Annotated in this window: 26 protein-coding genes and 1 pseudogene; 15 read left to right on the forward strand and 12 right to left on the reverse strand. The window is 59.5% G+C overall.

The features are described from left to right. Nucleotides 1-133: 133 nt before the first annotated feature. Nucleotides 134-334, reverse strand: coding sequence for a hypothetical protein (locus tag ORL50_RS18110; RefSeq protein ID WP_266016984.1), 201 nt, complete (start codon nucleotides 332-334; stop codon nucleotides 134-136). 93 nt (nucleotides 335-427) lie between these two features. Between ORL50_RS18110 and ORL50_RS18115 the strand changes: the two genes are divergently transcribed. Next, the gene (locus tag ORL50_RS18115; RefSeq protein WP_266016986.1) at nucleotides 428-1,399 is read left to right on the forward strand and encodes a L,D-transpeptidase family protein; all 972 of its coding nucleotides are present in this window, start codon (nucleotides 428-430) and stop codon (nucleotides 1,397-1,399) included. A gap of 124 nt (nucleotides 1,400-1,523) precedes the next feature. Here ORL50_RS18115 and oprI read toward each other — a convergent pair whose 3' ends face one another. Then, nucleotides 1,524-1,775, reverse strand: a complete 252-nt coding sequence (gene oprI, locus ORL50_RS18120) for an outer membrane lipoprotei OprI (RefSeq protein ID WP_003199355.1) — start codon at nucleotides 1,773-1,775, stop codon at nucleotides 1,524-1,526. A gap of 638 nt (nucleotides 1,776-2,413) precedes the next feature. Here oprI and ORL50_RS18125 point away from each other — a divergent pair. Continuing rightward, entirely contained in the window at nucleotides 2,414-2,701 is a 288-nt protein-coding gene (locus tag ORL50_RS18125) for a GNAT family N-acetyltransferase (RefSeq protein ID WP_020800382.1), read from the forward strand. A gap of 75 nt (nucleotides 2,702-2,776) precedes the next feature. Here ORL50_RS18125 and ORL50_RS18130 read toward each other — a convergent pair whose 3' ends face one another. Together ORL50_RS18130 and ORL50_RS18135 are read right to left on the reverse strand one after the other, a co-directional pair. Continuing rightward, entirely contained in the window at nucleotides 2,777-3,853 is a 1,077-nt protein-coding gene (locus tag ORL50_RS18130; RefSeq protein WP_266016990.1) for a 3-deoxy-7-phosphoheptulonate synthase, read from the reverse strand. A gap of 128 nt (nucleotides 3,854-3,981) precedes the next feature. After that, complete coding sequence (locus tag ORL50_RS18135; protein ID WP_266016991.1) at nucleotides 3,982-4,425, reverse strand: PilZ domain-containing protein; 444 nt, start codon at nucleotides 4,423-4,425, stop codon at nucleotides 3,982-3,984. Here ORL50_RS18135 and ORL50_RS18140 point away from each other — a divergent pair. The 5 genes from ORL50_RS18140 to cysB all read left to right on the forward strand — a co-directional run bounded on the left by ORL50_RS18140 (nucleotide 4,424) and on the right by cysB (nucleotide 8,378). After that, nucleotides 4,424-4,810 carry a thioredoxin family protein gene (locus tag ORL50_RS18140; protein ID WP_266016992.1) on the forward strand — a complete coding sequence of 129 codons (387 nt, stop codon included), beginning with the start codon at nucleotides 4,424-4,426 and terminating at the stop codon, nucleotides 4,808-4,810. The two genes, ORL50_RS18135 and ORL50_RS18140, sit on opposite strands and share 2 nt — an antisense overlap. Beyond that, the gene (locus tag ORL50_RS18145; RefSeq protein ID WP_266016993.1) at nucleotides 4,807-5,763 is read left to right on the forward strand and encodes a putative 2-dehydropantoate 2-reductase; all 957 of its coding nucleotides are present in this window, start codon (nucleotides 4,807-4,809) and stop codon (nucleotides 5,761-5,763) included. Before ORL50_RS18140 ends, ORL50_RS18145 begins: the two co-directional genes overlap by 4 nt. 24 nt (nucleotides 5,764-5,787) lie before the next feature. Continuing rightward, entirely contained in the window at nucleotides 5,788-6,693 is a 906-nt protein-coding gene (locus ORL50_RS18150) for a 5'-nucleotidase (RefSeq protein ID WP_266016995.1), read from the forward strand. 94 nt (nucleotides 6,694-6,787) lie between these two features. Then, a complete protein-coding gene (locus ORL50_RS18155) occupies nucleotides 6,788-7,291 on the forward strand; it encodes a universal stress protein (RefSeq protein ID WP_266016997.1) in 504 nt (167 codons plus the stop codon). A 112-nt stretch (nucleotides 7,292-7,403) separates the two neighbouring features. Next, on the forward strand, nucleotides 7,404-8,378 hold the full coding sequence (cysB, locus tag ORL50_RS18160; RefSeq protein ID WP_008148549.1) for an HTH-type transcriptional regulator CysB: 975 nt from the start codon (nucleotides 7,404-7,406) through the stop codon (nucleotides 8,376-8,378). An 8-nt stretch (nucleotides 8,379-8,386) separates the two neighbouring features. On the opposite strand, the gene ORL50_RS18165 is transcribed toward cysB, so the two are convergent. Together ORL50_RS18165 and ORL50_RS18170 are read right to left on the reverse strand one after the other, a co-directional pair. Next, nucleotides 8,387-8,869, reverse strand: a complete 483-nt coding sequence (locus tag ORL50_RS18165) for a GreA/GreB family elongation factor (protein WP_266017004.1) — start codon at nucleotides 8,867-8,869, stop codon at nucleotides 8,387-8,389. An 11-nt stretch (nucleotides 8,870-8,880) separates the two neighbouring features. After that, nucleotides 8,881-9,297: a hypothetical protein gene (locus ORL50_RS18170; RefSeq protein ID WP_266017006.1), complete on the reverse strand. Its 417-nt coding sequence runs from the start codon at nucleotides 9,295-9,297 to the stop codon at nucleotides 8,881-8,883. A gap of 124 nt (nucleotides 9,298-9,421) precedes the next feature. Between ORL50_RS18170 and earP the strand changes: the two genes are divergently transcribed. Together earP and ORL50_RS18180 are read left to right on the forward strand one after the other, a co-directional pair. Beyond that, nucleotides 9,422-10,564: an elongation factor P maturation arginine rhamnosyltransferase EarP gene (gene earP / locus ORL50_RS18175; protein WP_266017007.1), complete on the forward strand. Its 1,143-nt coding sequence runs from the start codon at nucleotides 9,422-9,424 to the stop codon at nucleotides 10,562-10,564. A 48-nt stretch (nucleotides 10,565-10,612) separates the two neighbouring features. Next, nucleotides 10,613-11,182 (forward strand): elongation factor P, encoded by a 570-nt coding sequence (locus ORL50_RS18180; protein WP_007943632.1) that lies wholly within the window; start codon nucleotides 10,613-10,615, stop codon nucleotides 11,180-11,182. 74 nt (nucleotides 11,183-11,256) lie between these two features. On the opposite strand, the gene ORL50_RS18185 is transcribed toward ORL50_RS18180, so the two are convergent. The 3 genes from ORL50_RS18185 to ORL50_RS18195 all read right to left on the reverse strand — a co-directional run bounded on the left by ORL50_RS18185 (nucleotide 11,257) and on the right by ORL50_RS18195 (nucleotide 13,393). Continuing rightward, the gene (locus tag ORL50_RS18185; protein ID WP_266017012.1) at nucleotides 11,257-11,676 is read right to left on the reverse strand and encodes an organic hydroperoxide resistance protein; all 420 of its coding nucleotides are present in this window, start codon (nucleotides 11,674-11,676) and stop codon (nucleotides 11,257-11,259) included. A 229-nt stretch (nucleotides 11,677-11,905) separates the two neighbouring features. Beyond that, nucleotides 11,906-12,367 carry a MarR family winged helix-turn-helix transcriptional regulator gene (locus tag ORL50_RS18190; RefSeq protein ID WP_266017014.1) on the reverse strand — a complete coding sequence of 154 codons (462 nt, stop codon included), beginning with the start codon at nucleotides 12,365-12,367 and terminating at the stop codon, nucleotides 11,906-11,908. A gap of 69 nt (nucleotides 12,368-12,436) precedes the next feature. Next, a complete protein-coding gene (locus ORL50_RS18195) occupies nucleotides 12,437-13,393 on the reverse strand; it encodes a LysR family transcriptional regulator (RefSeq protein WP_266017182.1) in 957 nt (318 codons plus the stop codon). 107 nt (nucleotides 13,394-13,500) lie between these two features. Between ORL50_RS18195 and ORL50_RS18200 the strand changes: the two are divergent. Continuing rightward, nucleotides 13,501-14,249 (forward strand): annotated as a pseudogene (locus ORL50_RS18200) (sulfite exporter TauE/SafE family protein). Here ORL50_RS18200 and ORL50_RS18205 read toward each other — a convergent pair. Beyond that, a complete protein-coding gene (locus ORL50_RS18205; protein WP_266017015.1) occupies nucleotides 14,239-15,093 on the reverse strand; it encodes a LysR family transcriptional regulator in 855 nt (284 codons plus the stop codon). The pseudogene ORL50_RS18200 and the gene ORL50_RS18205 overlap by 11 nt on opposite strands. Before the next feature lie 96 nt (nucleotides 15,094-15,189). Between ORL50_RS18205 and ORL50_RS18210 the strand changes: the two genes are divergently transcribed. From ORL50_RS18210 to ORL50_RS18220, 3 genes are all read left to right on the forward strand, one after another. Beyond that, nucleotides 15,190-15,411, forward strand: coding sequence for a DUF1127 domain-containing protein (locus tag ORL50_RS18210; protein ID WP_266017017.1), 222 nt, complete (start codon nucleotides 15,190-15,192; stop codon nucleotides 15,409-15,411). A gap of 171 nt (nucleotides 15,412-15,582) precedes the next feature. Next, entirely contained in the window at nucleotides 15,583-15,792 is a 210-nt protein-coding gene (locus ORL50_RS18215; RefSeq protein ID WP_266017183.1) for a DUF1127 domain-containing protein, read from the forward strand. A gap of 67 nt (nucleotides 15,793-15,859) precedes the next feature. Further along, a complete protein-coding gene (locus ORL50_RS18220; protein WP_266017019.1) occupies nucleotides 15,860-17,089 on the forward strand; it encodes a winged helix-turn-helix domain-containing protein in 1,230 nt (409 codons plus the stop codon). A gap of 127 nt (nucleotides 17,090-17,216) precedes the next feature. Here ORL50_RS18220 and ORL50_RS18225 read toward each other — a convergent pair whose 3' ends face one another. Continuing rightward, a complete protein-coding gene (locus ORL50_RS18225) occupies nucleotides 17,217-18,563 on the reverse strand; it encodes a class II 3-deoxy-7-phosphoheptulonate synthase (protein WP_266017020.1) in 1,347 nt (448 codons plus the stop codon). 162 nt (nucleotides 18,564-18,725) lie between these two features. Here ORL50_RS18225 and ORL50_RS18230 point away from each other — a divergent pair, with 162 nt between their 5' ends. Continuing rightward, on the forward strand, nucleotides 18,726-19,481 hold the full coding sequence (locus ORL50_RS18230) for a spermidine synthase (RefSeq protein WP_266017023.1): 756 nt from the start codon (nucleotides 18,726-18,728) through the stop codon (nucleotides 19,479-19,481). 69 nt (nucleotides 19,482-19,550) lie between these two features. Here ORL50_RS18230 and ORL50_RS18235 read toward each other — a convergent pair whose 3' ends face one another. Further along, nucleotides 19,551-20,342: a crotonase/enoyl-CoA hydratase family protein gene (locus tag ORL50_RS18235; RefSeq protein ID WP_266017025.1), complete on the reverse strand. Its 792-nt coding sequence runs from the start codon at nucleotides 20,340-20,342 to the stop codon at nucleotides 19,551-19,553. Nucleotides 20,343-20,775: 433 nt separating this feature from the next. On the opposite strand from ORL50_RS18235, the gene ORL50_RS18240 reads away from it, so the two are divergent. Then, nucleotides 20,776-22,449, forward strand: coding sequence for a DEAD/DEAH box helicase (locus ORL50_RS18240; RefSeq protein WP_007943712.1), 1,674 nt, complete (start codon nucleotides 20,776-20,778; stop codon nucleotides 22,447-22,449). Nucleotides 22,450-22,647 lie beyond the last annotated feature (198 nt).

A 22,647-nucleotide genomic window follows, 5' to 3' on the forward strand; every position in this document is an offset into this window, starting at 1 on the left:
TTTTCAAAGTAACCCGCCGTAAGGGCGGAACCAATACAAGCCATGACCGCAAAACCGGATATGTACACCTGAAACCGCCATCGCGAGCAAGCTTTGCTCCCACAGACCCACAGACCCACAGACCCTACAGACCCTACAGACCCCACAGATCCCACAGACCCCACAGATCCAGCAGATCCAACAGATCCAACAGATCCAACAGATCCAACAGATCCAACAGATCCAGCAGATCCAACAGATCCCACACGCCCAACCATCCCAAAAGCCCAGGGGTAAATTCGTTAGCAGGGGTTTCCAAAAAACCAAACACCCCACCCAGCAAGCCCCCAGCCAACGCGCGCTCTATCGGTGCGACTCCCCGAATACCGAAGCGCCAGTGTACAATCGCGTTCTTATACCCTTGTCGATCATGCGAAGGATTTTCCGGATGTTGCCGCGCTTTCCCGCCGTCACCCGCTGCCTGACACTTGCCGCGCTCTGTGCCGCAGGTCCCGTGGCAGCCTTGGAGTTGCCTCTTCCGCCACCCGGTGAAGACATCATTGGCCAGGTCCAAGTGATCAAGGCCAAGTACGAAGATACCTTCGCCGACCTTGGTACCGCCTACGACCTGGGCTATTCGGAAATGGTCGCCGCCAACCCGGGCGTTGACGCCTGGCTGCCTGGCGCCGGCACCGAAATCATCTTGCCGACGCGCTTCATCCTGCCGCCGGGGCCGCGTGAAGGCATCGTGATCAACCTGGCCGAATACCGTCTCTACTACTATCCAAAAGGTCGGGACGTGGTGTACACCTTTCCGTTGGGCATTGGCCGTGAAGGCTGGGGCTCACCGATTGCCCACACCACGATCACTGCCAAGACCCCCAACCCGACCTGGACGCCGCCGGCGTCGATCAAGGCCGAGCACCTTGCCGATGGTGATCCGCTGCCGAACGTCGTGCCGGCGGGTCCGGACAACCCACTGGGCCCGTTCAAGTTCAACCTGGGCACCCCGGGCTACCTGATCCACGGCTCGAACAAGAAATTTGGTATCGGTATGCGCACCAGCCATGGCTGCTTCCGCATGTTCAACAACAACGTCCTGGAAATGGCGAGCATGGTGCCGGTGGGCACCTCCGTGCGCATCATCAACGACCCGTACAAGTTCGGCGTGAGTGGCGGCAAGGTCTACCTCGAGGCGCATACGCCGCTGGACGACAACGGCAACCCGTCGGTGGTCGACAAGCACACGGCAGTGATCAACGCGATGCTCAAGCGTGAGGACATCACCAACAACCTGCGCATGAACTGGGACGTGGTGCGTGATGTAGTTGCCGCCGAAGATGGCTTGCCAGTGGAGATCGCCATACCCAATGGCGCGGCGCCGATGGTGAGCAGTTCGCCGATCGACCTGCAGCAGTAAGCGTCTCTAACAGCCCGTCGACGTGAATCGCGTCGACGGGTTTTTTATTGCCCGCAGGAAAATTCGGGCAATAAAAAAGCCGACCCAAAAAATGGGTCGGCTTGATAACAATCCCGAAGGACTATTACTTGCGGCTAGCTTTGTCGAGCATGCGCAGAGCGCGCTCGTTAGCTTCGTCAGCAGTCTGTTGTGCTTTTTGAGCAGCAGCCAGAGCTTCATCAGCTTTACGGTAAGCTTCGTCTGCACGAGCCTGGGAGCGAGCTGCTGCGTCTTCGGTAGCAGTCAGACGTGCTTCGGTTTCTTTCGATGCGCTGCTGCAACCGGTAGCCAGAACTGCGGCCAGGGCCAGAGCAGAGAATTTCAGAACGTTGTTCATCGTGTTCCCCTTCAAGGACTTTCTATTAAGTAGCTGTCTCCTCAGAGTGAGGAAATAGCCGGCGTACATACTACCCATTACTTGTAGTAAGTAAACTGACGTGTAGCAAGAAGCAAAAAAAATTGTAGGCGTTGATTCTTTTTCGAGCAACTTTTAACTGCGTTGTTTAAAAAATATCCAGCTGCAAGCCCCGATCTGAGCGAGCCGCCCGGAAAAAGTTCCCGGACCCCAGCGCTGTTTTTGCGGTCTTGGCTAAAGTCTTTCTAAATGATTTCGTCTACTCTTTTGTTCGGGATTTGAGCAGCGCCTCGCATATCTTTCTGCTAGTTGAGGTGACTTTAACAACGGGCGCTCGTCTTAAGTCTCAACATCCGGCAATGTTCAGGTAATCGACCGCGGGGAATCCCTGGTCCAGAAGTCCCTGCCTCACCCCGGAGCAGCACCCGCCAACCTGCGTGATGACGAGCGTACCTTGAGCATTTTTGCCAATGGTGCCTACTATTTGTACGTGCCCGGTTGCGCGAGATTGGTGCGGCTCTTCTCGGTGTCCTTTCAGGCACGGGGTGGCGTAGATGTTCCTTCGCCGGAAAAACATCGGTAAGGTAGGGGTCAGAATTCAAGACCCGCGAGGAGTAGTGATGAGCGAGGCGTTGTCCATCCACCATGACCAGGCTGGTCATCAGTTCGAGACCAATGTGGACGGTCATCGTGCCTACCTGACCTATATGGACCTGGGTAAACAGACCCTGGATATTTATCGTACATTTGTGCCCAACGCGCTGCGTGGTCGTGGTATCGCCGCAGCGTTGACCGAGCAGGCGCTGCAATACGCCGAGGAAATGGGCTACACGGTCATTCCATCGTGCTCCTATGTCGAGCGTTACATGGAACGTCACCAGCGGCATGCCGCCAAGCTGAGCCAGTAAACGCAACGCAAAAAAAACGCCGGGCTCCCCCGGCGTTTTTTTATGCTCGACTTTTACTGATCAGCTTGGCCGCGATCAGTTGCGAGAGCGTTTTGGCAACACATCCTTGAGCTTGGCGTGCATGCTGCGCAAGGTGGTCTCGGTGGCAGACCAATCGATGCAGGCATCGGTGATCGAAACGCCATATTGCAGATCGGCCAGATCCTTGGGGATGGCTTGGCAACCCCAGTTCAGATGGCTCTCGACCATCAGGCCGATGATCGACTGGTTGCCTTCGAGGATCTGGTTGGCGACGTTCTCCATCACCAGCGGTTGCAGGGCCGGGTCCTTGTTGGAGTTGGCGTGGCTGCAATCGACCATGATGTTCGGCTTGATCTTCGCTTTGTTCAGCGCCTGCTCGCAGAGCGCGACACTGACGGAGTCGTAGTTGGGCTTGCCATTGCCACCGCGCAGGACCACATGACCGTAAGCATTGCCCTTGGTAGTGACGATCGACACGCCACCTTCCTGGTTGATCCCCAGGAAACGGTGCGGGCTGGAAACCGACTGCAGGGCGTTGATTGCTACGGTCAGGCCACCGTCAGTGCCATTCTTGAAGCCGACAGCCGAGGACAGGCCGGAGGCCATTTCCCGGTGAGTCTGGGATTCGGTGGTGCGCGCGCCGATGGCCGACCAGCTGATCAGGTCCTGCAGGTACTGCGGGGAGATCGGGTCCAGGGCTTCGGTGGCGGTGGGCAGGCCCATCTCCGCCAGGTCCAGCAGCAATTGACGACCGATGTGCAGGCCGTCCTGGATCTTGAAGGAGTCATCCAGGTATGGATCGTTGATCAGGCCCTTCCAGCCAACGGTGGTGCGTGGCTTCTCGAAATACACGCGCATGACCAGATACAGGGTATCGGACACTTCAGCGGCCAGCACCTTGAGGCGCTCGGCGTATTCGTGGGCGGCCTTGAGGTCGTGGATCGAGCAAGGCCCGATAACGACGAACAGGCGGTGGTCGGTCCCATCAAGAATGTTGCGAATGACTTCGCGACCCTTGGTGACGGTGCTCAGGGCAGCGTCGCTCAGGGGAATATCACGCTTGAGCTGGTCAGGAGTGATCAGCGTCTCGTTGGAGGCGACGTTTAGGTCGTTGATCGGTAAATCAGCCATCGTTTACTCGTCAGGTCACGGGTGCCGGCCGCCAGCGAACCCGCGCGGCGGAGCACAGCAAATTAAGCGCGTCGGGGAGCGGAACCTTAGCGCGTTACACCGTGGCTCGACAATGGGCAGAAGTGGCTTTAATCCAGCACAGGCTGTGCAAAAGCCTTACACACCGTGTCGTGGGAGAACTCGTCGGCATGCTGCTGGACCCACTCAAGCGCCAGGGCCTGATTGTCCTGACGCTCGCTTTGCGGCTCATGCAGACGGCAATAGCGCTCGATCTGGCAAGCCTGCTCGCCCATTCTTGCGCTGAACAGCATCTGCTCGTCGACGAACGCAATGCCCACCAGGTAGCCGCGCTTGCGGCGCAGGCACCAGGCTACATAGCCCAGGTAGCGCAGGTCCGGGTTGAGGGTTGGCATGCGCACTTCCAGCGCCGTGCCATGGCGCCACGCGCGGTGGTAATTGCAAGCCATGCCGCCGAGGCTGATAGTGTGCAGCCGTTGCCGTGATATGCATTCATGTTTGAGCAACGTTAATTCAACGGGCACATCGTCAGGGTGAGGAAGAAAACGTCCCATGAACACGGACTCCATGTGTCGGTCATCTGACTGTGTTTCCCCCAGTATAGTGGTCGAATCGGAACTGACCGATTTCGATGCCGACCAACGGCTGCTGGCGCTTGGCGGCATTTCCCTGGTGATTTTCACCAGCGTCGGCTGCGCCAGTTGCCGGTTTGCCCGCGCCCGATTGCCCCAGTTGCAGCTGGCGATAGATCGGCTGTGCTGGATCGACGCCGGCAGCAATGGCGGCGTGGTCGAGCGTTACCAGGTTTTTCACTTGCCAGCGCTGTTTGTAGTGCGCGACGGTGAGTTCTTCGGGGCAGTGAATGCGCGCCTTGATGCGACCGAGCTTAACGAAGCGGTGGCCGTGGCGCTGACCAGAACAGCGGAGGAGTTGCCTTGATGGGAGCAGTAGCCAAGCCGACAATCGGCATTATCGGCACCGGGGCGATCGGTGGATTTTACGGAGCGATGCTGGCGCGGGCCGGTTTCAATGTGCACTTTCTGTTACGTAGCGAGTTCCACGCCGTGGCCGAGCGTGGCCTGCAAGTGCGCAGTGCACAGCATGGCACGCTGAACGTTTACCCGGTCCAGGCCTACTCCTCGGCGCAGGACATGCCGCCCTGTGACTGGTTGCTGGTCGGGACAAAAACTACCAGTAACGCCGACTTGGCGGCGACCATCGTTGGAGCAGCCGCCCCAAACGCCAAGGTGCTGCTGTTGCAAAATGGCCTGGATGTCGAAGACAGCCTGCGCCAATCGCTTTCGGATTCGCTGCATGTGCTCGGTGGGCTCTGCTACATCTGCGTCCACCGCGAGGCGCCCGGAATCATTACTCATCAAGCCCTTGGCGCGGTGCACGTCGGCTACCACAGCGGCCCAGCCGCCGACCCGCAGTCGCGCCGGGCCATAGTCGAAGAGGGTGCCGGGCTATTCCACGACGCCGGCATCGATTCCCAGGCCATGTCCAACCTGCATCAGGCTCGCTGGCAGAAACTGGTCTGGAATATCCCCTACAACGGGCTCTCCGTGCTGCTCCGCGCGAGCACCACGCCGTTGATGGCCGATGCCGACAGCCGGGAATTGATCAAGGCGTTGATGGCCGAAGTGGTGCAGGGCGCCACCGCGTGCGGGTATCAGGTGCCCGCCGGGTACGCCGAGCATCTGTTCACGATGACCGAGAGGATGCCCGATTATTGGCCGAGCATGTACCACGACCACCTGCATGGGCGGCCTCTGGAGCTGGAGGCGATTTACGCCCGGCCCCTGGCTGCCGCGAAGGCGGCAGGCTGCGACTTGCCGCGAATCGAAGCCCTGTTTCGCAGTTTGGCTTTCATCGATCGACATGCCGTTTGAGTCGATCATCCAGAGAGGGAAGGTATGGCGAAGAATATCGATGACAAACTGGTGCTGGCGATTTCCTCGCGAGCGCTGTTCGACCTGAGCGAAAGCCATAAGGTGTACTTGTCCAGCGGCGTGGAAGCGTATCGGCAGTACCAGATCGAGCACGAAGACGAAATCCTCGAACCCGGCGATGCATTTCCCCTGGTGCAGAAACTGCTCAACCTCAACAACAGCCTGGGTCGCGCCCGGGTCGAGGTGATCCTGGTGTCGCGCAACAGTGCAGACACCGGGCTGCGGGTGTTCAACTCGATCCACCATTATGGCCTGGCGATTTCGCGTGCGGCATTTGTCGGCGGGCGCAGTCCTTATCCCTACCTCAAGGCGTTCGGTTGCGACCTGTTCCTGTCGACTCATGCCGAAGACGTGCGCAGTGCGCTGGACGCCGGTTTTGCTGCGGCGACAATCCTGTCCGGCGGTGCCAGCCGCGCGGCCAGCGACGAACTGCGCATCGCCTTCGACGGTGACGCGGTGCTGTTTTCCGATGAATCCGAGCGGGTGTACCAGGCTGGTGGTCTGGAAGCCTTTCAAGCCAGTGAGCGCGAGTCCGCCCGGGAACCGTTGCGCGGCGGACCGTTCAAGGGCTTTCTTGCGGCTCTTAATTTGCTGCAGCGTGAATTCCCGGATGACGCCTGTCCGATCCGCACTGCCCTGGTGACTGCACGTTCGGCGCCCGCTCATGAACGGGTGATCCGCACGTTGCGCGAATGGGATATCCGCCTCGATGAGTCGCTGTTCCTTGGCGGCCTGACCAAGTCGGCTTTTCTCGAAGCCTTCGCCGCCGATGTGTTTTTCGACGATCAGGCCGGGCATTGCGAGTTGGCCCGGGAAGTGGTGGCCACCGGTCATGTGCCCCATGGCATAAGCAATGAGCAAAAAGTTTAAGCCCGCCGTTCAATGCGTTACGCCGGCCGCCGTACTCGCCAAGGCACTGCTAAGCTGAATCAATCTCCGCCATGTTGGCAGACGAGGAGGTCATATGATTCGTTCGATGCTGTATGCCACCGACCTCGGCCTGTACGCACCGTTAGTGATGCAGCACGCCTTGGCCTTGGCTCGGACATTCGATGCCGACTTGTATGTAGTGCATGCGGTGGAGCCGATGGGCCTGTTCGCCGAGTCGGTATTGCAGAGCTACCTTGATGAGCAGGCGTTGAACGATTTCCACAGCCAGGGCCTGAATACGGTAATCGCCAATATCGAGCAGCGGGTACTCGACAGCTTTCGCGAGGAGCTGGGAGAGGAGGGGGACCAGGACCTGGCGCGAATCCAGGCGGTGCGGGTGATCCAGGGCGACCCCTCGCAGGTGATTCTCGAACAGGCGCAGAAACTCTCTGTGGATTTACTGATCGTAGGTAGTCACAGCCACGGTGCGGGTGCGGAAACGCCATTGGGCCGCACGGCTGCGCGGGTGTTGCAACTGGCGAGGGTGCCGGTCTACCTGGTGCCGCTGGTTGAGCGTCGTCGGCAAGGGGATCGCTAGGACACGAATAGTGGCACACTGATAAAAAGTTCTAGATTTATTCTTCAAACCATTAATATAGTTATATACCGTCGCTGATGCCCGTGGCGTCTACCTGCTTTGAGGGATTCATATGAAGCTTCAACAATTGCGCTACATCTGGGAAGTGGCGCACCACGACCTCAACGTTTCAGCTACAGCCCAAAGCCTATACACCTCGCAACCGGGCATCAGTAAACAGATCCGACTGCTGGAAGACGAACTGGGCGTCGAGGTCTTCGCCCGCAGCGGTAAACACCTGACTCGCGTTACCCCGGCCGGCGAGCGCATCATCACCACCGCTGGCGAGATCCTGCGCAAAGTCGAAAGCATCAAGCAGATCGCCCAGGAATTCTCTAACGAGAAAAAGGGCACCCTCTCGATCGCCACCACCCATACCCAGGCGCGCTACGCATTGCCGCCGGTGATCAGCAACTTCATCAAGCAATACCCCGATGTGGCCCTGCACATGCACCAGGGTTCGCCGATGCAGATCGCCGAAATGGCCGCAGACGGCACCGTGGATTTTGCGATAGCGACCGAAGCGCTGGAACTGTTCGGCGACCTGGTGATGATGCCGTGCTACCGCTGGAACCGCTGCGTGGTCGTGCCCCAGGGCCACCCGTTGACCAAGCTGTCGAAGCTGACCCTCGAAGCGCTGGCCGAATACCCGATCGTGACTTATGTGTTCGGCTTCACCGGCCGCTCGAAGCTCGACGAAGCGTTCAGTCACCGTGGCCTGACACCGAAAGTAGTATTTACCGCTGCCGACGCCGACGTGATCAAGACTTACGTTCGCTTGGGCCTGGGCGTCGGTATCGTGGCGAAGATGGCCGTCGACGCCAAGCTCGACAGTGATCTGGTGATGCTCGATGCCAGCGATCTGTTCGAGTCCAGCATCACCAAGATCGGCTTCCGTCGCGGCACTTTCCTGCGCGGGTTCATGTGCGACTTCATCGAGAAATTCGCGCCGCACCTGACTCGCGAAGTCATGGCCAAGGCGATCCAGTGCCACAACAAGCAGGAGCTGGAAGAGCTGTTCGACGGAGTCGAATTGCCGGTGCATTGATCCCCGGTCTAGAACACCTCGGTGACAGCAAACTGTTGCCGGGTTCCCGCCACCAGAATGTCCACTTCGTCCCCTTCGAACTTGCCCAGCAGGCTTTTGCCCAGGGGCGAGCGGGGGGTGATGACGGTAATGATCTGCCCCACCATATCGATCTTCAACCCGGCCGCGTCGGGCGCGAGGAACAGCCACTGCTCGCGACCTTTCTCGTCCTCCAACCCCAGCAAGGCACCGACTTCAATGCCGCGTTGTTCGTCATAGGCCCGCAGGTTCAGGTTCTGGCACAGGGCCAGTGACTGCCTGATTTCTTCTACGCGCCTGGCCTGGCCCGCAGCAAGGTAAGACGCTTCCAGGCCCAGGGTGTCGTATTTGTTCTCGGCGATATTTTCTTCGTGTGTGGCGGTCTCATAGGCGGTCTGCGCCGCGCGTTCGGCGATGTCGAGATCGATGCGCAGCTTGTCGAGTATCAATTGGTGAACGGTTTTCTTGTGCATGGCGGGTTTCATCAATCGCAGAATTGCTGGACGTTGGCGCGGCTTTTTTCGCTCGGTGCGTTCTGGTCCTGCTGCAGCCAGAACTGGCATTTCGGGTTGGCCAGGTTGCGGCTGCTGCCACGGGCCTGATCCAGTCGTTGCTGTTGCTCGTTCTTGCGCAGGTTCTCCTCGTATTGCTCGAACAGCGGACTCTGCGGCGGAATGTCGGGCCGCGGTTGCGTCACCTCCGGCACCGGCGGCCTGGCGAGTTGTTCCACTGCTGCAGCCACGGGTGCCAACTGCGTGCTGAACAACAGGCGTGAGGCCAGCCAGCAGGTCAGCGCGATGGCGAGGAATCCAAGCCACAGGCCCAAGGCAATGCTGGCACTCAGTTGCAGCACGTTGAGTCGTACGGCAAGTGCGCGGCGCGGGTTGGGGCGGTAGGGCATGGCGGCCTCCTGGCGGCTGGTTGCGAGCGATGGGCGATTGTCGCATGAAGATTAATCGCCGTCGGCTCTTCTGCGCGGGGTAATTTATGCGGACAATCGCCACCTTTGCCAACGGGAGCCTGGAATGCCTGAAACGAACACCCGCTGGGACATCTTCTGCACCGTGGTCGACAACTATGGCGACATCGGGGTGACGTGGCGGCTGGCCCGGCAACTGGTAGCCGAGCATTCGGTACAGGTGCGCCTGTGGGTCGATGACCTGCGTGCCTTCGAGCGGATGTGCCCGCAGATCGACATCCAGCTGGCGCAGCAATGGCAACAAGGGGTGGAGGTGCGACACTGGCCTGCGCAATGGCAGCCGGTCGAGGCGGCTGATGTGGTGATCGCCGCGTTTGCCTGTCAGTTGCCGACGCTTTACATGGATGCCATGGCTGCGCGCGAGCAGTCACCCCTGTGGCTAAACCTTGATTACCTCAGCGCCGAAGACTGGGTGGTGGGTTGCCACGGTTTGCCTTCGGTTAAATACCGCCACGTGCAGAAGTACTTTTTCTTCCCGGGGTTTCGCAAGGACACGGGCGGCTTGCTGCGCGAGCGCGACTTGCTCGAGCGACGCCGGCAATTCCAGCAAGATGCCCAAGCCCAGAGCGATTTCCTGCGCAGCCTGGGCATCGATCGAGTCCCGGGTAGCCAGTTGATATCGCTGTTCGCCTATGAGAATGCCGGGTTGGCCAGCTGGCTTGATTGCCTTGCGAGCGATTCGACACCCTCGCACATGTTGGTGCCCGAAGGGCGGATCCTTGGCGACGTCGAACGCTGGCTCGGCGTTGCAGGGCTCGCAGCAGGCGACGTGCATGTGCGCGACGCTTTGACCGTGCAGGTGCTGCCATTCGTCCGACAGGATCAATACGATCTGCTGCTGTGGAGCTGCGATTTTAATGCTGTGCGCGGCGAGGACTCGTTCGTGCGCGCCCAATGGGCGGGTCGTCCGCTGCTGTGGCACATCTATCGGCAGGACGAAGATATCCACCTGGACAAGCTCGAAGCTTTCCTCACTTTGTACACCAAAGGCCTGTCGCCAGCGGCGAGTGAGGCGATCAGCGGTCTGTGGCGAGCCTGGAATCACGGTGCAACAATGACCGATCACTGGCATGCCACCCGCAAATGCGCGCCAGAACTGCAGCATCACGCCGAAGCGTGGTGTCTGGAACAGGCCTTGCAAGATGATCTTGCCGCGGCGCTGGTACAGTTTTATGTAAATTGGATATGATACGCGGCCTAGATTTTTGTAAATCCCATCCAAATTCGGATATTCGCAATGAAAACTGGTAAAGAACTGAAACCCGGTACCGTGATCCGTCTCGAAAACGATCCTTGGCTGGTTCAGAAAGCTGAATTCACCAAATCCGGTCGTAACAGCGCGATCATGAAGACCAAGCTGAAAAACCTGCTGACCGGTTACAAGACCGAGATCGTTTACAGCGCCGACGACAAACTGGACGACGTAATCCTCGACCGCAAAGAAGCGACCCTGTCGTTCATCAGCGGCGACACCTACACGTTCATGGACACCACTGACTACACCATGTACGAGCTGAACGCTGAAGACATCGAAGCCGTTCTGCCTTTCGTTGAAGAAGGCATGACCGATGTTTGCGAAGCGATCTTCTTCGAAGAGCGTCTGGTTTCCGTAGAGCTGCCGACCACTATCGTGCGTCAGGTTGACTACACCGAAGGTTCCGCTCGCGGTGACACTTCCGGCAAGGTGATGAAGCCTGCCAAACTGAAGAACGGTACCGAGCTGTCGGTTGCTGACTTCATCGAAATCGGCGACATGATCGAGATCGATACCCGCGAAGGCGGTTCCTACAAAGGCCGTGCTAAATAAGCACAGCTTGAGGAATGAAAAAGCCCGACCATTGAGTCGGGCTTTTTTGTGTCTGCTTGAAAGATAGCTGGCGCTTAAACCGTCACATGCAGACGCACATCCACATTGCCACGGGTCGCATTCGAATACGGGCATACCTGGTGAGCGGCATCCACCAGCGACTGCGCATCGGCCTGCTCAAGGCCCGGCAAGCTGATATGCAGGTCGATGTCCAGACCAAAACCGCCAGGGATCTGGCCGATGCCGACATGGGCGGTAATTGACGCGTCGTTGGGGATGCTGCGCTTGGTCTGGCTGGCCACGAATTTCAGGGCGCCGATAAAGCAGGCGGAGTAGCCGGCTGCGAACAGTTGCTCGGGGTTAGTCGCAGCGCCGCCGGCACCGCCGAGCTCTTTAGGAGTGGCGAGCTTGACGTCGAGGACGTTGTCGCTGGAAACCGCACGACCATCACGGCCGCCAGTGGAGGTTGCGATTGCGGTGTAGAGAGTTTGCATGATGAAAGCCTCGCCAGATCTGATGGATTTCGCGCTAACTGTTTGCGCGCTAAGTAAGTGCGAAATGAATGTATCGCGCTAATAGTTAGCGCGCAAGATAAATTTCGAAAATTGTTATCGCCGGGATCCTACACAATTGTGTTGATCCTTAGGACGCCATCGGGAGCAAGCTTTGCTCCCATAAAGCTTTGCTCTCCCACAAAGGCTTGCTCGCACATTGTGCGCGCTTTCAGAGGCTATCCTGCAAGTGACTGCGCAACTCCTGCAACTCTGCCTGCAGTTTCTGCAGCTGCTGCAAGGTCTGCCCACTCGCCCCCAGGATGCACTGCGGAATATCCCGCGCCTGGTCCCGCAACGCGCGGCCTGGCCCGGTCAACTCGACAATCACCACCCGCTCATCCTCGCGGCTGCGGGTACGGCTGAGCAAACCCTCGACTTCAAGGCGCTTGAGCAGCGGCGTCAGCGATCCGGGATCGGTCAACAGCCGGGCGCTGATCTCGCTCACGGTCAAGCCATCGCGCTCCCACAACACCAGCATCGCCAGGTACTGCGGATAGGTCAGGCCCAGAGCCTGCAGCAGCGGTTTGTAAACCTTGGTCATCATCAGCGAAGTGGAGTGCAGGGCGAAACACACCTGGTTGTCCAGCAGCAGGTGGTCACAGTTATCCGGGGTGTTGCGCTTGTCAGTCATTTCAAAACCTTGATCAGTGATCGTCATCAATCTAGTGGGCGAATCTTTAATGCGCCAGATAATTCGCGGTCAGTGCCGGCCCAGATTGTTCTGCAGCGCCAGATCCCATGGAGGTATCGGGCTGAAACGGGTCTTCAGGTACTCCAGCAGCAAACGACTGCGTGGGTTGGGTTGCTGCTCCAGGCGCAACGCGTAGATCCCCGTGCTTTCCGGAGCCGGCAGGCCGCTGTCGCAAAACAGCGGTTGCAGTTCGCCGCGCAGCAGGTATTCGCTGGCGAGCCAGGTGGGCAAATGGGCGATGCCCAGCCCGGCCAGCGCGCCGCACACCAACGCCTCGGCATTGTTGGCACTCATGCGGATGCGCGCCGGGCGGTGCAGTTGCAGCTGACCGTCACGTTCGAAGCGCCAGGCGAAGGGCGGAGCCAGGCCGTCCCAGTCCAGGCCGTCATGTTCGATCAGCTGCGCCGGGTCGCTCGGTACGCCACGATGCTTGAGGTAGGCCGGGCTCGCACAGGCGATGCGCACCATGCGCGCCAGTGGCGTGGCAACCAGGCGGGTGTCGGCCATTTGCCCGGCGCGTAGCACCAGGTCGACCTTGCCCAGGTTCAAGCCCTGCATATCGACAAAACTGTCGATCAGATGCAGTTGCACGTCGAGGCCAGGGTAGAGCATCAGGAAGTCTGCAATCACCGGCGCCAGATGCCGCCGCCCGAACGCGGCAGGTGCATCAATGCGGATCAAGCCCTCCGGTGCACTGCTCAGGGAAACGGCTTCGGCCCGCGCCAGGCGCAGTTCCGTGACGATCCGCCGTGCACGCTCGGCAAACGCCAGGCCTGCCGGCGTCGCCCGCACCGCGTGGGTGCTGCGAATGAACAGCTGGCTGCCGACGGCGTTTTCCAGGCTATCGATACGCCGGGCCACTGCGGAGGGTGTCAGCGGATATCGGCGGGAAGCGGCGGAAAAACTGCCGGTTTCCAGCACATCGAGGAACAGCGCAAGCTGTTCGGTTAACTGGTTGGGGTTCATCATCAGGCGCTTATGCGGATTTGGCACAGCCATTGTGCGTTGCTGTGCGTTTCACTGCCAGCCATGAATGCGTAGCATGAACCCCTGACTTCGACAGGAATGTGATCGTGATTGAGTTCTTGATGTATCTGCTGTTTGGCGCGGCCCTGGGCACCTTGGGAGGGCTGTTTGGCATCGGCGGCGGGTTGATCGCGATTCCATTGCTGGGGGTTTTTTTCGGGCTCGACCAGCAAATTGCCCAAGGTACGGCACTGGTCATGGTGGTACCGAACGTGATGCTGGCCTTAGGCGTTATCACCAACGCAACCGCATCGAGTTGCGCCACGCGCTGCCGCTGGCCGTGATGGGCTTCTGTTTTGCCTGGATCGGCTCGATCTGGGCGGTAGGCATTGATGCGCAATCCATGCGCGCCGGATTTGTCGCATTCCTGGTCGCCCTGTCGGCCTATAACCTTGTCCGAATGTTCACCAGCAACCCGCCAGCCACTGCGCAAATGCGCTATTCATGGCACTGGCTGGGTGTACTTGGCGCAGCGTCCGGGACCATGGGCGGTCTGTTCGGAGTCGGTGGGGCGGTGGTGGCAACGCCGGTGTTGACCAGCGTGTTCGGTACTACTCAGGTCGTTGCCCAGGGATTGTCCCTGGCCTTGGCGCTGCCCAGCACCGGCGTGACATTGGTGACCTACGCCGTACACCATCAAGTGGACTGGATGATCGGCGTGCCGTTGGCCATCGGCGGCCTTTTGAGCATCAGCTGGGGAGTGAAGATTGCCCATGCGATGCCGGAGCGCCTGCTGCGCGGATTGTTCTGCGGTTTTCTGGTGCTCTGTGCGGTGATGCTCGCGTTTAAAGTTTAAAACCGTCGACTATATGTTCTGCCAGGCATTCGGTGATGGGCGAGGGGGTGTGCAGGTTGCGCACCAGCATGATGCTGGCCTCGGGCAGCTGCGGCAAACCTTCGGCCTCACCCAGAATGCGCATGTCCGGGGTGATCAGGCTTTCCAGCTGCGCGGTCACCGCCAGGCCGGCGCTGACCACTGCCATGATCGCCGACAGGCTGGAACTGTTGTAGGCCACCCGATAATCACGGCCCATGGCATCCAGTGCATTGCACGCCCATAAGCGGCAGAAACAATCGCTGTTGAACATTGCCAGTGGTAACGGCGTCTGCTCGTGGGCACTGAAACATTGGGCTTCAGCCCAGACAAAACGCTCCTTGCGCAGCAGTTGGCCGATTTCGTTACCGGGTTCGCGGGTGACGATTGAGAGGTCAAGATCCTGGCGCAGCAACAATTGTTTTGATGGTTCGCAATGCACCTCGATCTGGATCAGCGGATAGGACTGGGCAAAGCGCCGCAGGATCCCCGGCAGAAAACGCATCACATAGTCATCCGGCGTGCCGATTCGCACCATGCCCACCATGTGTGGTTCGCGCAGGGTGTTGAACACCTCGCTGTGCAGCTTGAGGATGCGCCTGGCGTAACCCAGCAGCACCTGGCCCTCGGCTGTCAGCCGCACCTGGCGCCCGTCGCGTTGAAAGAGCTGGCGCTGCAGCACGTCCTCTTCAAGCCGTTTCATTTGCATGCTCACGGCCGATTGAGTGCGATTGACCTGCTCGCCCGCGCGGGTGAAGCCACCCTGGTCAGCGATGGCGACGAAGGTGCGCAGCACTTCGGTATCGATACTTGGGTAGGCCGACATACATCAATCTCCGAGATGTATTGCATAAGAAACATTCGTTGGATTGATCTTAGCGCCAGCGCGACACTTGAGCCATCCCAAACGGAGGGCAACAAGATGAAAGGTCAACACGCTGTCAACGCAGTCGAAAAACACTCCATCCATGTCGTATCGGATCTGCTGCACAAGCTGACCCGCTGGTACGAACTGCACCGCGAACGGGAGATGCTGGCGGGCATGAGCGATGAGGCCTTGAAGGACATTGGCCTGAGTCGCGCGGACGTGACGCAGGAAGCAGAGCGGCACTTCTGGCAGGACCCGATGAGCAACGGTAAATGATGGGTAATGCCCATCGTACATGCCTGGTCACAACCCCATGACACGCGGCGAAAGCCCGGGGAATGGGGTTTTTCATGGGCGGCAACAGGCGGTCATATTCAATCGCTGGAACATGGCAAGCAGCCCCTGAAAAATGTCGCCTCGATGTTGAGGAGCACCATCATGAAACGGATGTTGATCGCAAGACCAGGTAACTTCATTTCCTTTTCCAGCGCATTGTCTGGGATAACTTCCCAGATCGGGCGTTGGCGCCAACTGAGCAGGGATCGCGCCGAGCTGGCGCGTTTGAGTGATGACTGTCTGCGGGATATCGGCTTGAGTCGATCTGACGTCAGGCGCGAATGTACCCGGCCATTCTGGGATGATCCACTCAAGCGATGAGTTGACGCCATTGGCGTTTCATCTGCGGACCGCTAAGGTGGGCACAGACCTCTACACGAGTCGTTGAATGCCTACCTCCTCGCACTTCTCCTTGCTGCAAGCCAGGCGCCTGGCGTTGAGCGCCCAGGGTTTCGGCGGGCGTCAGCCGCCGGCCCTGGTCAAATCGACCCAGCTCAATCGATTGATCGAACGGCTGGGTATTCTGCAGATCGATTCAGTCAATGCCCTGGTGCGTTCGCACTACCTTCCGCTGTTTTCGCGGCTGGGCAATTATTCGCCAGACTTGCTCGACCAGGCGGCCTGGAGTTCGGGCCGGCGCCGCACGCTGTTCGAATACTGGGGGCATGAGGCCTCGTTGCTGCCGTTGTCGATGTTCCCGATGATGCGCTGGAGGATGGCGCGGGCCTCCCGTGGCGAAGACATCTATCAGCAGCTGGCGCGATTTGGTCGCGAGCAGCAGGACACCATTCGCCGGGTGCTTGGCTCGGTTCAGCAGCTTGGCGCGTTGGGCGCAGGCAGCCTGTCAACCCGCGAGAATCGTGCCGGACCATGGTGGGACTGGAGCGCGGAAAAACACGCACTGGAATGGTTGTTTGCCGCCGGTGAAGTCACCGTCGCCGGACGGCGCGGATTCGAGCGACTGTACGACTTGCCAGAACGAGTCATTCCTTCGGCCATCCTGCGGCAACCCCTGCTTTCGGAAGCAGAGGCTCAACGCGCACTACTTAAACACGCAGCGAGTGCCTTGGGCGTGGCGACTGAAAAGGACTTGCGCGATTACTTCCGGCTCAACCCCGGCGATGCTCGTGCGCGCCTGGCGGAGTTGGTCGAGTCGGGCGAGTTGCTGATCTGTGAAGTGCAGGGCTGGAAACAAACCACTTACTGCTTGCCGCAGGCAAGGGTGTTGCGCAAGGTTGAAGCCAGTGCGCTGCTTTCGCCTTTCGATTCATTGATCTGGGAGCGCAGTCGCACCGAGCGCCTGTTCGATTTTCGCTACCGCCTGGAGATTTACACGCCGCAAGCCAAGCGCGTGTATGGCTATTACGTGCTGCCATTCCTGCACAACGAACGCATCGCGGCGCGGGTCGATTTACGTGCCGAGCGAGCGTTGGGGCGGTTGGCTGTGCATGCAGTGCACGAGGAAGAGCCGGGGCTGGATGATGAGGGGATGTTCGCACTGGCGTTGAATCTGCGGCGCATGGCTGATTGGTTGGGGCTTGAGCGGGTGCAGTTGAATTGCCAGAGAGAGAGTGCGGGGCGGTTGCGCGAGGTATTGGCGAGGATTGGTTGCGTCTGACATACCGTCATCGCGGGCAAGCCTTGCTCCCACAAGAGTCGTTTACACCACAGATAATGTGGCTAGCTCCTGTGGGAGCAAGGCTTGCCCGCGATGACGGTATCTGGGCAATAAAAAACCTGCAGGCTTACCGCCGAACCTGCTTCAACGTCTCGGCGATCAAAAACGCCAATTCCAGCGACTGGTCAGCATTCATCCGTGGATCACAATGGGTGTGATACCGGTCCGACAGGCCATCCTCGGTAATGGGGCGCGCGCCACCAATGCATTCGGTCACATTCTGCCCGGTCATCTCGATATGAATCCCGCCGGCATAACTGCCTTCGGCTTGGTGAACCTGGAAGAACTGCTTCACTTCGCCGAGGATCTGCGCGAAATCGCGGGTCTTGTAGCCGCTGCTGGCCTTGATGGTATTGCCATGCATCGGGTCGGAGCTCCAGAGCACCTGCTTGCCCTCGCGCTGCACGGCGCGGATCAATGCCGGCAAGTGGTCACCGACCTTGTTGGCGCCCATTCGGGCAATCAGGTTGAGGCGGCCCGGATCGTTTTCGGGGTTGAGCACATCGATCAGGCGGATCAGATCGTCGGGGTTCATGCTCGGGCCGACCTTGACCCCGATCGGATTGTTCACACCACGCAGGAACTCGACGTGAGCACCGTCCAGCTGACGGGTGCGGTCGCCGATCCACAGCATGTGCGCAGAGCAGTCGTAGTAGTCGTTGGTCAGGCTATCGCGCCGTACAAAGGCTTCTTCGTAGTTCAGCAGCAAGGCTTCGTGAGCGGTGAAAAAACTGGTCTCGCGCAGCTGTGGCGAGCTGTCCATGCCGCAAGCGCGCATGAACGCCAGGGTTTCATCGATGCGATCGGCCAGGTGGCTGTATTTTTCAGCCAGTGCCGAATTGGCGATGAAGTCCAGGTTCCATTTATGCACCTGATGCAGGTCGGCAAAACCACCTTGGGCAAACGCGCGCAGCAGATTGAGGGTGGCGGTGGACTGGTGGTAGGACTGCAGCAGGCGTTCCGCGTCGGGCACGCGGCTCTTTTCGTCGAAGCCGATGCCGTTGACGATATCCCCACGGTAGGCCGGCAACGTCACACCGCCGATCGTTTCATCATTGGCCGAACGGGGTTTGGCGAATTGCCCGGCCATGCGCCCGACCTTGACCACCGGGCAGCCGGCGGCGAAGGTCATGACGATCGCCATCTGCAGCAGCACCTTGAAGGTGTCGCGAATCTTCGCTGCGGAGAACTCGGCAAAACTCTCGGCGCAATCTCCGCCCTGCAACAGAAACGCCCGGCCCTGGGTCACTTCGGCAAACTGGCGACGCAACTCCCGCGCTTCACCGGCAAACACCAGCGGCGGATAGCTGGCCAGGGTTTGCTCGACCTGCAGCAAATGTGCCGCATCGGGGTAGGCAGGTTGTTGCTGGATCGGCAGGGCGCGCCAGCTGTCAGGGCTCCAGGGTTGGCTCATCACGGTCTCGGTAGTTTTACGCTCGGGTCCTCATGTTATCAGCAATTAGTGCGTGACCTGTTCCCGTCGCTTCAAGGACAATCGCGCCTTTGCAGCCGCATCTGCGGTTGACTGCACTGCTGTTTCCCCGCGCTGCAGGCCCGATGACGATCAGGAGAGGAAATGACCGAGGAGCGCGTCGAGCATCTGCTCGCCGAAGTACAGGATGAGTTCGGCGTGATACGTGTGCTGGAAGTGGCGGATTACCGATTTCTCGAGTTCGGTGACGCCATCGAACAGAGTTGCGTATTCACCGCCGACCCGAGCTGGCTCGAATACGATTACACCCGTGCGATGCTGATTGGTGCGTTGTGCCATGAGCAGCCGGAGAGTGCGCTGTTCCTGGGGCTGGGCGCCGGTACGTTGACCCAGGCCTGCCTGAAATTCCTGCCTTTGGAAGACGTCGAAGCCATTGAGCTGCGCCCCGATGTGCCGCGCCTGGCCATCGAATACCTGGGGTTGGATGATGATCCCCGGCTGTATATCCGGGTCGGTGATGCGCTGGAGTTGCTCGATACTGCAGAGCCCGCAGACCTGATTTTCGTCGACCTTTATACCGATGTCGGGCCGGGGGTTGGCCACCTGGCCTGGAGCTTTCTGGAAAACTGTCAGAAGCGCCTGAATCCGGGGGGCTGGTTGGTGATCAACCAGTGGGCCACCGACGACGGTAAACCGCTGGGCGCCGCTTTGCTGCGCGGGCTCTATCATCGGCATTACTGGGAGCTGCCGGTCAAAGAGGGCAATGTGATTCTGCTGGTGCCGTCGGAGCTGGATCAGGAGCTGGACCTGGATGGCCTGGTCGCCCGGGCCGAAGAGCTGGCGCCGCGGTTGGGGTATTCGTTGCAGTCGCTGATCAAGGTGATTCGCCCGGCCACCTGAAGGTTGTGAGCTTGCACTGTAGGAGCAGCCTTCGGCAGCTCCTACAGGAGTCGTGTTAACTGCGAGATTTCAGCAGCCCTTGAAGACCCCCGGGCGCTTCTCCAGCATCGAGCGCACACCCTCCTTGGCATCCTCGCTGCCCAACAACTGCTTCACCAGCGGCGCTAGCCCCTGCGCCGCCGCTGTTTCACCTTCATAACGCGCCTGTCGGGCCGACAGCAGGGTTGCCTGAACCCCGAGCGGCGCCTGCCGGGCGATCCGTTCCGCCAGCTCAATCGCCCGTGGCAGCAAATCCTCACTGGCCATGACTTCCTGAACCAGCCCCAGCTTCAACGCTTCATGGGCATCAAAGTCGTCGCCGGTCAGCAGCCAGCGCATCGCATTGCCCCAGCCCGCAACCTGGTGCAGGCGCAGTGTGGCGCCGCCAAACGGGAAGATCCCGCGCTGCACTTCTTTCTGCGCGAAGCGGGTATTGCTCGCGCACAGGTTGATATCGGCGGCCAGCATCAACTCGATGCCAATGGTCAGGCAGTAGCCCTGCGCGGCGACTATCACCGGCTTGCTCACCCGGGGACCGGCCAGGATGCCCCATGGATCGCAGCCGCCGGTGGGAACCTGCCAACCTTCGGCCAGGCTGGCGCTGGCGCTGACCAGGTCGAGCCCGGCGGTGAAGTGCTCGCCATGGCCGAACACCACGGCCACCCGGGCTTCGCCGTCGGCTTCAAACTCGCCGTAGGCCAGGCTGAGTTCGTTCAGCAGCTCGAGATCAAATGCATTCCGCTTGGCCACTCGGTCCAGGCCGATCAACAGCACGTGACCACGGCGTTCGCGGCTGACTCGACTGGAGCAGGGCTGATTCATGGGGTAATTCCTCGTGGCGCAAAGGGGGCGGGCGCCGGGCGCGGGGTATAGGTGATGGGCCATTCGGGTGAACCGTTTTAGCGCCATCTCCAGCAGGGCCGGGCCTTTGAAAAGTAGACCCTGGTTGGATTCTGCGCAAAGCCTGTGACACAACGGCGTATACGTTAGTTTTCCGACAAATAATGCTCCCTTTTTGCCCGAATTCCGGTATAGTGCGCGCCGGCCTTTAACCGGGCCGCGTTTAGGTAGCGCAATTCCCCGAAGTCAGCTTCGGCTGCACGTCCGCACAGCGGACTCTCCCTTGACGAATCTTTTTCATTCATTCGTTTTCGCAAATCCCCGCCGACAAAGCAGCCAGGGCGACTCTTGAGTCTTACACGGCATGCGCAGCTTTGGAGCATGGGTCTTTGCGGATGCACTTAGAGGCAGACCCATGACCCAGGAAACCGGCGGCTTCGCCGCTTTTAATCTTAATCCGAATATCCTTGCAGCCGTCATCGCGACCGGCTACGAAGAGCCTTCGGCTATTCAGCAGCAATCGATCCCGATCATCATGGCCGGCCACGACATGATTGGCCAGGCGCAAACCGGTACGGGTAAAACCGCCGCTTTCGCCCTGCCGATCCTGCATCGCATCGATCCTGCAAAGCGCGAGCCGCAAGCCCTGATCCTGGCGCCAACCCGTGAGTTGGCGCTGCAAGTAGCAACCGCTTTCGAAACCTACGCCAAGCAAATGCCGGGCGTTACCGTTGTGGCCGTTTACGGCGGCGCCCCTATGGGCCCACAACTGAAAGCAATCCGTAATGGCGCACAGATTGTTGTCGCCACTCCGGGTCGTCTGTGCGACCACCTGCGTCGCGACGAAAAAGTATTGGCTACCGTGAACCACCTGGTTCTCGACGAAGCTGACGAAATGCTCAAACTGGGTTTCATGGACGACCTCGAAGTCATCTTCAAGGCCCTGCCTGCAACCCGTCAGACCGTATTGTTCTCGGCAACCTTGCCACAGTCGATCCGTGCCATTGCCGAACGCCATCTGCGCGATCCGCAACACGTGAAGATCCAGACCAAGACTCAGACCGTTACCGCGATCGAACAGGCTCACCTGTTGGTTCACGCTGACCAGAAGACCTCGGCTGTATTGAGCCTGCTGGAAGTTGAAGATTTCGACGCGCTGATCATGTTCGTGCGTACCAAGCAAGCGACCCTGGACCTGGCCAGCGCCCTGGAAGCCAAAGGCTACAAAGCCGCTGCGCTGAACGGTGACATTGCCCAGAACCAACGTGAGCGCGTAATCGAATCCCTCAAGGATGGCCGTCTGGACATCGTTGTGGCGACCGACGTTGCTGCTCGTGGCCTGGACGTTCCGCGCATCACTCACGTTTTCAACGTTGACATGCCGTACGACCCAGAGTCCTACGTTCACCGTATCGGCCGTACTGGCCGTGCCGGTCGCGAAGGTCGTGCGCTGTTGCTGGTGACTCCACGTGAGCGCCGCATGCTGCAAGTGATCGAGCGTGTAACCGGTCAAAAGGTTGCCGAAGTTCGCCTGCCGGACGCCCAAGCTGTTCTTGATGCTCGCATCAAGAAGTTGACCAACAGCCTGTCGCCGCTGGTAGCTGACGCCGAGTCGACCCACGGTGATCTGCTGGATCGCCTGACCGCCGACATCGGTTGCACTCCACGTGCACTGGCCGCTGCTCTGCTGCGCAAGGCAACCAATGCTCAGGCGTTGACCCTGGCTGCAATCGAGAAAGAACGTCCATTGGTGCCGAACAACGCACCGCGTGGCGATCGTCCAGAGCGTACTGGTGACCGTCCAGACCGTGGTGATCGCGAGCGTCGTGCTCCGGTTCCATTGGCTGAAGGTCGTGCTCGTTGCCGTACCGCGCTGGGTGCGCGTGATGGTATCGCTGCCAAGAACCTGCTGGGCGCCATCCTGAATGAAGGCGGTTTGGCTCGTGAAGCCATCGGTCGCATCCAGGTACGTGACAGCTTCAGCCTCGTCGAGCTGCCGGAAGATGGTCTGGAAAAACTCCTGACCAAGCTGAAGGACACTCGCGTTGCCGGTAAGCAGTTGAAGCTGCGTCGCTATCGCGAAGATTGATCAACCCTTGGGTTGATTGAAAGAACATAAAAAATCCCCGACTGGTTCGGGGATTTTTTTTGCACTTTTTTATCATCTCGGTCCGTGTAGCAGCTGCCGAGCCTGCGAGGCTGCGTTCGAGTGCGCAGCGCTCGCTGATGGGGTGGCGAATACTGCGCATTCGGACGCAGGCTTCGCCAGCTGCTACAAAAGATAGGG

Source organism: Pseudomonas sp. RIT-562, assembly GCF_026241895.1.
Classification (GTDB): Bacteria; Pseudomonadota; Gammaproteobacteria; order Pseudomonadales; family Pseudomonadaceae; genus Aquipseudomonas; species Aquipseudomonas mandelii_F.